Below are 10,062 nucleotides of genomic sequence, written 5' to 3'. Positions count from 1 at the left end.
ATGGGTGTACGGACTCATAGTCGAGTTCTCCTTGTAGTTGGTCTTGTGGTGATTCCATTTTACAAGGACTCAGGCTATGAGTCTTTTCTATTTGACTAATTTGTTGCACTTGAATTGTAAATCCGTCGATTAATAAAACGACGGTTTGTCGCCATCAGTGTTTGGCTGGTTGACGCCCAAGGAATCTTGCACATACTTCTTGGGATCGTTGATCAACTTGGTGACGAGATCGGCGACACTCTTGCGGGAAACCTCGGTGCCTTTGAACAAGTCATCACGATGGGTCAGCTCGTAGTTGACTTCATCGTTGTTGGACAACCAGGCCGGGCGAATGATGGTGTAGTCGAGGTCGGAATGTTCAACGACCTTGGCTGCCTTGGTGTAAGGCTCCAGATAGCCGCCGTCTAATTGCTGGTGGTTCCACTTGCCAAACGCGCCGGGCACTTCGTTGTAGATCCCCAGCGTTGAGATCCAGATCAAGCGACTGATCTTGGCGAGATCCATTGCCTGCACAACAGCCTTGGCCTGGGTTTCGATGGTCTTGCCGCCACCGAGGTTGGCATAGACAATATCGATCCCAGCCATGGCCTTGCCCAGCGCTTCTGGATCTGTCGCGTCGCCTTCGACTACGGTTTCGCGGTCGGGATCTGTGACTTCCAGACGCTTGGCATCGCGCAAGAACAGTGTCAGGTGATGTTTGGTTTCACTCAGCAACTGCTTTTCTGCCAAGCGAGCGATTTGACCGTTGGCACCTAAAATTAAGACATTACTCATGTGAATCCTCCTTATCGACTTACAAGATCAGTGTAACACCGTTCTAGATTATGTAAACCGGACACTTAAGAAGAACTGTCCGCGATGGCTGTAATTCATGCTAGAATGACGATGGTTGAGCATGTCAAACAGATGGAGGAAAGCGATGAAACCATACGAAACCCAAATCAAAGCAACCGGCGTCCGGCGCCATTTTGATACTGGTGAAGACTTATTGCGAGAAGGCGACTTGGCCAAACACCTGTTTTTCGTGGAGGAAGGCTGTGTGCGGCTGTGGCACAACGACGACGGGCGCGACATCACCGTGCAGTTTTTCTTCGAGAACCAAGCCGTATCGTCTTTTGAAAGTTTCTATCTGGAACAGCCCAGTCTGTTTGCCATCACGGCGGTGGAGCCGACGACGGTGATGGTCGTCGACGGGCGCGTGTTGAAGAAGACGCTTGAGGCAGATCCGCAGGCGCTGGCGGCGTTCACCGACCGGATCTGCCGGCGGTTTATCGCCTACACCAATTATTTTCTCAACCGCATCGAAGAATCGCCGGAAGCGCGCTATCGCACCTTGTTGGCCGACGATCCGGCGCTGGTGGCCCGCGTGCCGCAATACGAGCTGGCGACTTATCTGGGCATCACGCCGGTGTCGTTGTCGCGCATCCGCAATCGCGTGAAAAAAAATCCGCGCGCTTAACATAGGTTAATGAGCCCGATCGTTTTCGTCGGTATACTGATCCCATCATCAATTGGAGGTCATTATTATGACAAAAACATTAATCGTAACCAGTCACCCTTATGACGGCAGCTTCTGCCACGCTTTGATGGAAGCGGCCAAAACCGGCGCGTTGAAAGCCGGCAACGACGTCGACGTGATCGACTTGGAAGCCGATCATTTTGATCCCGTGATGCACAGCAGCGACTTGATCGGGTTCTTGAAGCATCAGGCACAAGATGAACAGGCTATCGACTATATCCGCCGCGTTAAAGAAGCGGATCACTTGATCTTGGTCTTCCCAATCTGGTGGGAACTGATGCCAGCCATGATGAAGGGGTTCATCGACAAGGTCGTCTTTCCTGGTGAAACCTTCGCCTATACGCCTAACGGCATGGGGATGAAGTCGCTGTTGCCAAAGCTTCAGTCGACCACGATCATGACCACCATGAACACCCCGAAAGCCTTGTATCGCTGGGTATTCGGCGATGCCATTCAGCGCGCGTTGGTGCGCGGGACGTTCAAGAAGATGGGGCTGAAAAACGTCCGTTGGTTGAGCTGCAACATGGTCAAAAAAAGCAGCGACAACAAGCGCCAAGCATGGCTGGAACAAGCCACCCAGATCGGGGCCAAGTAAACCACATATCAATTCAAGCAAACACCGGTCGCTATTTGGCACCGGTGTTTTTGTGGCTGGCGTTTACCAAGAAAAAGTAAAATGGGTTGTCAAAAACTATGCATGCGCATATAATCGTGGTTGCGATATCGCAACGCTTGCCACACCAGCCAGCAAAAGGAGATTGAATTTTGACAAAAACGATCATCATCACCGGCGCCAACTCCGGTTTAGGGTTTGAAGCCACCAAACAAATCGCCGCACAAGGCAGCGGTTATCGCCTGATCATGGCGTGCCGTAATCTGAGCAAGGCCCAAGCGGCCCGCGAAGCGATCCTGCAGGCGGTGCCGACTGCCCAAATCGACTGCCTGCAACTCGATACATCGTCGCTGGCCGCGGTGCGCGCATTCGTCGCAGATTTTCAGGCGCTGAAGTTGCCACTTGACGGACTGATCTGTAACGCCGGAATCGCCGGGCGCACCGTGCATGATACCGCAGATGGCTTCAACAATATTTTTGAAACCAATTATCTGGGCCATTTTTTGCTGACACAGCTGCTGCTGCCGCTGATGGGAGACACCGGTCGGATCATCACCGTCAGCAGCGAACGCCACGACGGCCCGCTTGCAGGAGTGGCTTGGCCGGGGGCCGAAACGTTGGCGCATGGCGGCACAAACCCGCAAGTCGATGCGCTGAGTTATCCGTTCTCCAAGCTGTGCATGATCTTGTTTGCGTATGAACTCGATCGCCGGCTGACCGCCGCAGGCAAACATATCGCGGTAAACACCGTCAATCCCGGCTTGATGATCGAAACCGGCTTATCCAAAGACAAGTCGCGCTTCACCCCGGAGATGGTGGCCAAGTTTGCTGATCTGATCGGCACCGCCAAAGCCTCTGCGCAGATGCTGACAGATCTGATGTGCGCGCCTGAATTTGCCCAAGGCCCGGCACGTTATTTTGATCGTAGCAGTGCCGCGCCTGTGCGCTCGTCAGTGATGTCTTATGATCAACGGGTCGCCAAGGAACTATGGGAATATAGTCTGACGGCGACCGGGCTGGATTAGACGTCACAGTCAAACACCGTTTGTCGCGCCTGCATTTGGCGCCACAAGCGGTGTTTTTTTGCGCGCGCGGATGGTATTCTGAATCTTGAACTTGGAGGAATTGATATGCAGCACAAGAAATATTGGGTCATCGCGGTGATCGTTGTGGTATTCGCGGCTGGCGGCTGGTATGGCTATCGGCACAGCGGGTCGCGGGCAAGTTTTGACGGGACCAACACCAACGCGGCGATGACGACACAAAAGCAGTTTTATCGCCAGCTGAGCAAGCAGTATCCACAGCTGAAGCCGGCGCTGGATCATGACGCCAAGCCAGATACCTATGTGATTCCCGGCTTGTTGCGGACGAAGACCTTGGCTAAAGGCGCCGGTAATCGCGTCGGCATCAGCAAAACCATGGACCCGCAAGGCCTGGCGGTGACCCCGGAATACGTCGTGATCTCGGCATACAGTCGCGACAAAAAATATCGCTCTGTCATGTATTTTCTCGACAAGCATACGGGACGCTTGGTGAAGCAGCTCGTGCTCCCAGGGAATTCTCATGCCGGCGGGTTGGCTTATGACACCGTCAGCAAGCGGCTTTGGGTCACGACCGAAACCGCCAGCAAGGTCGCGTCGCTGTCGGCCTACGACGCCAGCACCTGGCGCTCGGCCAACTTTGCGCAGCAGCATCGCGCCACCAAATTCGACCATGTGGTGCGCATGCCCAGCGTCAAACGCGCGTCGTTCATCACCTATCACAACAACGCGCTGTACCTCGGGTTCTTCGACCGCAACGCGCAAGGCAACTTCTTGGCCTTGCCGATGACTAAACACGGCCTGCCGACCACGACCGGCGGGCATAACGTTGTGTTGCGCGGTGACAACCATCCCGGCAATTACAGCACGACCAAGCGGCTGCAAGGCGCGACGTTTTACCATGGCGAGTTGCTTTTCTCGCAATCTTACGGTCCCAATCCGGCGAGCCTGCTGGCGTTTGACAACGATGGCCAGCGGACTTGGCTGGATTTTGACGGCGACGACACGATCAAAACCGTCAAGATGCCGCCGTACATGGAACAAATCGTCGCCGATGGGGAAGACCTGTACGTCTTGTTTGAATCAGGTTCCGCCAAGTACCGCAAGGCTGATCTCGAATTCCACGCCGACCGGGTCGTCAAACTCGATTTAGGCAGCCTCATGCATTAACACGCAAAAAGCGGCGGTGCATCGCAACTGGACAATCTAGTTGCGATGCACCGCCGCTTTTGACGGGTTCAGGTGAGCTGCTGACCGATACAGAAATGCGTGTCAAATTGTTAACACGGCAGTCGCCTAGACCCCTTTGGCCATGGCCCCACCTCCTCCAAGAAGTACGTTAAAACGCGCTGCCGATCAGCTGGAAAACTGAATTCATGCCCAAGCTGTAGGCCAAGATCGTCCAAGGCTTGCACAGCACGATGATCGCGATGAATTTTTTCAGCGGCATCTTCGTCAGCCCCGCTAGCATGCACAACAGGTCATCTGGTGCGACCGGCAATAAGATGGCGATGGTGAACAGCCGGTCGAAGGTCTTGCCACCGTCGAGATAGCGCTGATATTTGGCCTGTTGTTTCTCGGAGATCAGTCCGTCGATGAAGCGGCGACCGAAGCGCCGTACCAACAAAAACGCCGCCACGGAGCCGACGCTGATGCCGATGTAATTATAGATGAAGCCTTGCAGCGGCCCGAAGATCGCCACGGCCGCCACCGTCGATAACCCGCCGGGCACGATCGGGAAAACGACCTGGATGATCTGCAGCCCGATGAAGGCCAACGGCGCCCAGACGCCGGCGGCTTGGATGAGCGCTTGAAGCTGCTGAAACGACGTCACGCTGCCGCTGCGATACCAGCCGATGGCCAGGATCACGATCGCCAGTAGTGCGACTAGCTGCATGATGCGCAAGGTTCTTCGGGACATGACCATACAAGGGCCTCCTAGGCGTGAGGGCTACGAGAAGATGTGTTTGCTAAAAACATAATTCAACCCGATCACGATCACCTGATCGATGATCTTGACGATGACCGGCGAGCCGTTCAATAGCGTCAACCCGACAAATAAGATCGCGGTATCGGCTAGCAGTGACGCCCCGCGTAGGGCGAAAAAGCTGACGGCTTCTTTGGTGACGGTGGCAGGGGTGGTGTCGGCCGAGGCGAAGACCACTTTTTTGTTGGCAACAAAGGCGAACAGCACGCTGAGAAACCAGGCGACGACATTGGCCCAAAACCACGCGACGTTCAGATGGGTCAACCCGAAAAACAAGACAATGTTGATGCCGGTGGTCAACCCACCGACGATGAGATAGCGCAACGCCATCCCGTATTTGGCGTATAGCGCCGTTGCGTTTTTATCCATGTGACCTCCTTGACCCGTAATCGAAGAACTTGTAGATGAAAGCTGACGTCGGTTTGGCCTGACCGTTGATGATCAGCGGCGAGGCACTCAACCGGTAGTGCCTGGTCGCCACAATATCGACGGCTTGGTGGGTGGCGGTGTTGTTGACGACCACGATCCGATAGCGGCCGGCGGGCAGGTCGCGGCGCAGGCGATACACCTGTCCGGTTGCTTGCAGGCGGTAGGTGTGATCAGTCGCGCGGTTCACCAAGGTGACGCGGACTTGCGACTGCGTGTGGATCTGCACGGAAAAATAATTGGTAGAACCGTTCAAGGTGACGTCTTGAGAAAGCACCGTGTTTGGTGAGATCTGTGCCGGCTTGGCGCGGTATTGCGTAGACAGTTGGCTGCGCTGGGCGGCCACGACGTTGTTTTGCAGATGGTTGTTGGCAACCGCAAGACTCGACCCGATCAACGCCACGCCGCTTAACGCGACGAACGCCGCAGGCAGCCAAGGCGTTTTGACCGCTAGTTTGGTGCGCACAGGCGCTGGCAGCGCGGCCAAGGCCAGCCACAAGAGCGGCAAGATGATCTGGCCGTAGCGGGTCTCTGCTTCCCACAACAAGGTGTGAAAGGCCAGATAACCCAACGCGGTGACGATGGCGAGCATGGCGGCGACGGTTTGTGGTTGCGTCCAGTCCGGCCGCCAGGCGATCAGCCGCAGAATCAAAATCACCCACAATCCCCAGGTGGCGGCGGTGTAGCTGATCATCGTCAGCGCCCGCAGGCTGGAAGCGTGTTGCTGATACCAGCCGGGGGCTTGACGGAAGCCGCCGTTATACCAGTCTTGAATGCTGTTGACGTGCATCAACACGCGCAGCTTGGCCAGCCACAACCGTACCAGTCCGAAGACGCCCAGGTGCTTGAGGCGCTTGGGGATCAGCTTGGTGTCGCTTTGTTGGCGCGCGGCTTGATTCGGGAGCTTGATGGCTTGATGGACATCAGCCGGCGAATATTTGCCCGCGGTGTTGGCGTTGAGTCCCATCAACACCCAGTTGCTTGTGGGAAAGGCAAACGCGGTATTGGGCGTGTAGTGACTCAGGCTGTCGATCGCGTGCGTCGCTGGCACACTCAGCCCGAAGCCGGCGATTACCAGGACGATCGGCACCGCCAGCTTCAGCGAGCGTAACAGATGCTTGTGCCACAATAGCACCGCGATGATCGCAACTGCCGGCAACAAGACGATCAAGTTGGCCTTGATCAAGGCGCCAAGCACAACGGCGACGACAAGGCCAACGCCTTCGCAAATGCGTTGGCGCCGGTTGTGGTGCGGCCAGCGCCAAAACACGCGAAAGATCAGTAGCAACAGAAGCATCGACGGCAGATCAGAATAGAAAACCTGCAAGTAATACGTGTAGGCAAACGGGGTCAAGGCGAAGAAGGCGAACGCGCCGAGTAAAAGGGCTTTGCGGTGCGCCAGCTGCCAGATCGTGACCAGCATCAGCCCGATGAAGCTATCGAGAATCAGGATGCTCAACGCATGAATCGCCAGGTTGGTCGACAAGCCGACCACGTGGCCCAGACGCAGCCACAAGGACAACAGGTAAGTCAGCGGCACGTTATTGGCGTAGCGCCAAAAATACGTGGTGTGCCAGGCAAAATTGCCGGCCGCCATCTGATCGGCTTGCGCCAAGACGCGGTACGGGTCGTGATAAACCGAAACCGGCATCGTGGCCAGCAGGACGATCTGCGCGATCAGCATGGCCACCAAGCCGGCAATGATGCCGATTTGCAACTTGCGCATCGGCCACCGCTCGACTTGCGGCGCCAGTAAATAGATACTGAACAAGGCCAACACGGTGACGATCACCACCGCTGCACCAGTAAAGTGGGTCAGGTTGCCCAGCATCCCGATGACCAGGCACAAGGCCAGCATCAGCGGTAAAAAGGCCGGGAGCATTTTGCGTGTCATTCAGGCACCGCCTTAATCTAAAATCGTCTCGATGGTGTAGCGCGGGCGTTGTTTAACTTCGGTCGTCAACTTCCCGATATATTCACCGATCACCCCGAGGCTGATCATCTGCACGCCACCGATAAACCATAATGATACCATCAATGAAGACCAGCCGTGGACGGTCAGCCCCAAGAACTTCATGATCACCGCGTAGGCGACCATTCCGATCGCCAGCAGGCAGGCCACCGTGCCCAGCAACAAGATCAGACGAACCGGCGCGATGGTCAGGCTGGTGATGCCATCCCAAGCGAAGGCGAGCATTTTTTTCAGTGGATACTTGGACTCGCCGGCCATGCGCGGCGTGCGCTTGTAATAAACCGCATCGGTTTTGTAGCCGAGCTTTGGGATCAAGCCGCGGATGAAGATGTTGCGCTCGGGGTAGGTCAACAGGGTGTCAACGGCGCGCTTGGACATCAAGCGAAAATCGGCGTGGTTAGGCACCAGCTGGACGCCGAGCATATCCAAGAGTTTGTAGTAGCTTTGGGCGGTGGTGCGCTTGAACCAGCTGTCGGTGTCGCGGTTGTTGCGGACGCCGTACACGATGTCTGCACCGTCTGCGTATTTAGCGACCATCTCTTCGATCTTGGTCGGGTCGTCTTGCAGATCCGCGTCGATCGTGACGATCATGTCTGCGGTTTTGACCGCTTCTTTCATGCCGGCGATCAGCGCGAATTGATGCCCGAAGTTTCGAGAAAAACGGATCCCGCGTACGCGCGAATTGGCTTGATGCAGTTTTTCGATGATCGACCAGGTGTGGTCTCTGGAGCCGTCGTCGACGATCAAGATGTCGGCGCGCTGGCTCAACACATTGCGCTGCGCGATCTGATCTTCGATCGCCAGCAATTTTTGAATCGAAGAAGTCAGCACTTCTTCTTCATTAAATGCAGGAACGACAATCGTTAATTTTTGTGTAGCCATAATGTTTGCATCCTTTCTGGAAAAATCCGGCGCATGAAGGTTTGCATCGCGTCAGCATAAGGCGTGACGACCAGCCAATAGCCACTGGCCAAAAGCAGGCTGCCAAAGACGTCGGTGGCAAAATGGTCGCGCAGATAAACGCGGGAGATAGCGACCAACGCGACCCAGACGATCCCGATCAACACGGCGACCAGCTGGCCTTCTTGGCTTTGGATCAGCGGTAGAAGCAGCATCAACACCGTGCAAACCAAGATCGCAGTGCAAAAGGTGTGGCCGCTGGGAAAGCTAAAGCCGCTGTCGGCCACCAGCTGATGGCCCGGGCGCAGTCTTGCGACCAGCTGCTTGCAAAGCTCTGCGATCGCAGACCCGCCAAGCTGGAGGCCGCCGACCCACACGGCCAGGCTCAAGTCGCGCTTGACCCATAGCCACAGGCACAACAAGCAGGTGAGGCCGATCACAGTGGCGGGGCTGCCGAGCGTGCCGACGAGTTTGAACGCCGTCGTGTTCAGGGGGGTGATGGCCTTGGTGGCCAGGCTGGCGAACGCGGCATCGATGCCGCGTACCCATGCGGCCTGGGTGTGGACGCCAAGCGCCAACTCGGCGAACAAGGCGAGGAGAAGCGCCCCCAGCATAGTTTGGGTCTTAGTCTTCATCCAAGGCACCTCCACGGTTCTTCATGGCCATGATGGCGGCCGGAATCAGGGAAATCAGAATGATGGCGATCATGATCAGCTCGAAATGGGTCTTGACGATCGCGATGTTCCCGAAGAAATAACCGGCGCCAAGCGCGACCAGCACCCAGGTGAGGCCGCCGAGGATGTTGAACGGCACAAAATCGCGGTAGCGCATTTTGCTGACGCCGGCGGTGAACGGGACAAAGGTGCGGATGATCGGCATGAAGCGCCCTAAGAAAATCGCGGGCTTGCCGTATTTGTCAAAGAAGCGCTGCGAGCGGGCCAGGTAGGCCGGCTTGATCAGCCGGCTGAGCTTTTTGCTGCGCGTCAGATACGCGCCAAAATGCTTGCCGATCTCGAAGTTGACCGAATCCCCGAGCACGGCGGCTGCGCCCATCAAAACAAGCAACAGCCAGATGTTCAGGCCGTGATTGTTGAGGGCGGCCAGCGACCCGCACAGAAACAACAGCGAGTCGCCGGGAAGAAACGGCAAGACCACGATGCCGGTTTCCACGAAGATCAAAGCGAACAGGCCGATGTAGATCAAGCCGCCAAATTGGCCGATCAACTGCGGTAAGAGTTGACTGAGATTGGGAACTAAGGTGGTGAGCAAAAGCACGGACATGGCGATTCTCCTTTGGGTTGATGATGACTCAAGAATAGTCGCTTGCAAGCCTGCCGCCCACTCATGAAAACTAAGCCAAAACTCAAAATTTTTCAGACGGTGAAACCAAAACCGCGCCAGGTCGGGATCCTTTTCTGAAAAAAATTTAGATTTCGAGTTTTTCTTCAGAAACCGCAAGCACGATTTTTTTTAGTGACGACGGATTTACAATTCAAGTGCAACAAATTAGTCAAATAGAAAAGACTCATAGCCTGAGTCCTTGTAAAATGGAATCACCACAAGACCAACTACAAGGAGAACTCGACTATGAGTCCGTACACCCAT

Annotated in this window: 11 protein-coding genes; 4 read left to right on the top strand and 7 right to left on the bottom strand. The window is 55.6% G+C overall.

Annotated elements, in window-relative coordinates:
* Positions 1–129: 129 nt before the first annotated feature.
* Entirely contained in the window at positions 130–774 is a 645-nt protein-coding gene (locus ACYVRB_RS13510) for an SDR family oxidoreductase (protein ID WP_461215977.1), read from the bottom strand.
* A 145-nt stretch (positions 775–919) separates the two neighbouring features.
* On the opposite strand from ACYVRB_RS13510, the gene ACYVRB_RS13505 reads away from it, so the two are divergent.
* From ACYVRB_RS13505 to ACYVRB_RS13490, 4 genes are all read left to right on the top strand, one after another.
* Entirely contained in the window at positions 920–1,459 is a 540-nt protein-coding gene (locus ACYVRB_RS13505; RefSeq protein WP_461215976.1) for a Crp/Fnr family transcriptional regulator, read from the top strand.
* 67 nt (positions 1,460–1,526) lie between these two features.
* Positions 1,527–2,114 carry an NAD(P)H-dependent oxidoreductase gene (locus ACYVRB_RS13500; protein ID WP_461215973.1) on the top strand — a complete coding sequence of 196 codons (588 nt, stop codon included), beginning with the start codon at positions 1,527–1,529 and terminating at the stop codon, positions 2,112–2,114.
* Between the two features lie 170 nt (positions 2,115–2,284).
* Entirely contained in the window at positions 2,285–3,157 is an 873-nt protein-coding gene (locus tag ACYVRB_RS13495; protein ID WP_461215972.1) for an SDR family NAD(P)-dependent oxidoreductase, read from the top strand.
* Positions 3,158–3,262: 105 nt separating this feature from the next.
* Positions 3,263–4,342: a YncE family protein gene (locus tag ACYVRB_RS13490; protein ID WP_461215971.1), complete on the top strand. Its 1,080-nt coding sequence runs from the start codon at positions 3,263–3,265 to the stop codon at positions 4,340–4,342.
* A gap of 169 nt (positions 4,343–4,511) precedes the next feature.
* Here ACYVRB_RS13490 and ACYVRB_RS13485 read toward each other — a convergent pair whose 3' ends face one another.
* Genes ACYVRB_RS13485 through ACYVRB_RS13460 form a run of 6 tightly spaced genes read right to left on the bottom strand, consistent with a single transcriptional unit; the run spans position 4,512 to position 9,738 of the window.
* A complete protein-coding gene (locus tag ACYVRB_RS13485) occupies positions 4,512–5,099 on the bottom strand; it encodes a TVP38/TMEM64 family protein (RefSeq protein ID WP_461215970.1) in 588 nt (195 codons plus the stop codon).
* 24 nt (positions 5,100–5,123) lie between these two features.
* A complete protein-coding gene (locus tag ACYVRB_RS13480) occupies positions 5,124–5,528 on the bottom strand; it encodes a GtrA family protein (RefSeq protein ID WP_461215969.1) in 405 nt (134 codons plus the stop codon).
* Complete coding sequence (locus ACYVRB_RS13475) at positions 5,521–7,479, bottom strand: hypothetical protein (protein WP_461215968.1); 1,959 nt, start codon at positions 7,477–7,479, stop codon at positions 5,521–5,523. Before ACYVRB_RS13475 ends, ACYVRB_RS13480 begins: the two co-directional genes overlap by 8 nt.
* Positions 7,480–7,491: 12 nt before the next feature.
* Complete coding sequence (locus ACYVRB_RS13470; RefSeq protein WP_461215967.1) at positions 7,492–8,439, bottom strand: glycosyltransferase family 2 protein; 948 nt, start codon at positions 8,437–8,439, stop codon at positions 7,492–7,494.
* Positions 8,421–9,092, bottom strand: a complete 672-nt coding sequence (locus ACYVRB_RS13465; RefSeq protein ID WP_461215966.1) for a phosphatase PAP2 family protein — start codon at positions 9,090–9,092, stop codon at positions 8,421–8,423. The genes ACYVRB_RS13470 and ACYVRB_RS13465 overlap by 19 nt, the downstream gene beginning before the upstream one ends.
* A complete protein-coding gene (locus ACYVRB_RS13460; RefSeq protein WP_461215965.1) occupies positions 9,082–9,738 on the bottom strand; it encodes a VTT domain-containing protein in 657 nt (218 codons plus the stop codon). Before ACYVRB_RS13460 ends, ACYVRB_RS13465 begins: the two co-directional genes overlap by 11 nt.
* Positions 9,739–10,062 lie beyond the last annotated feature (324 nt).

The organism is Lacticaseibacillus boliensis (assembly GCF_054784775.1).
This window is presented reverse-complemented; position numbering and strand designations above follow the sequence as displayed.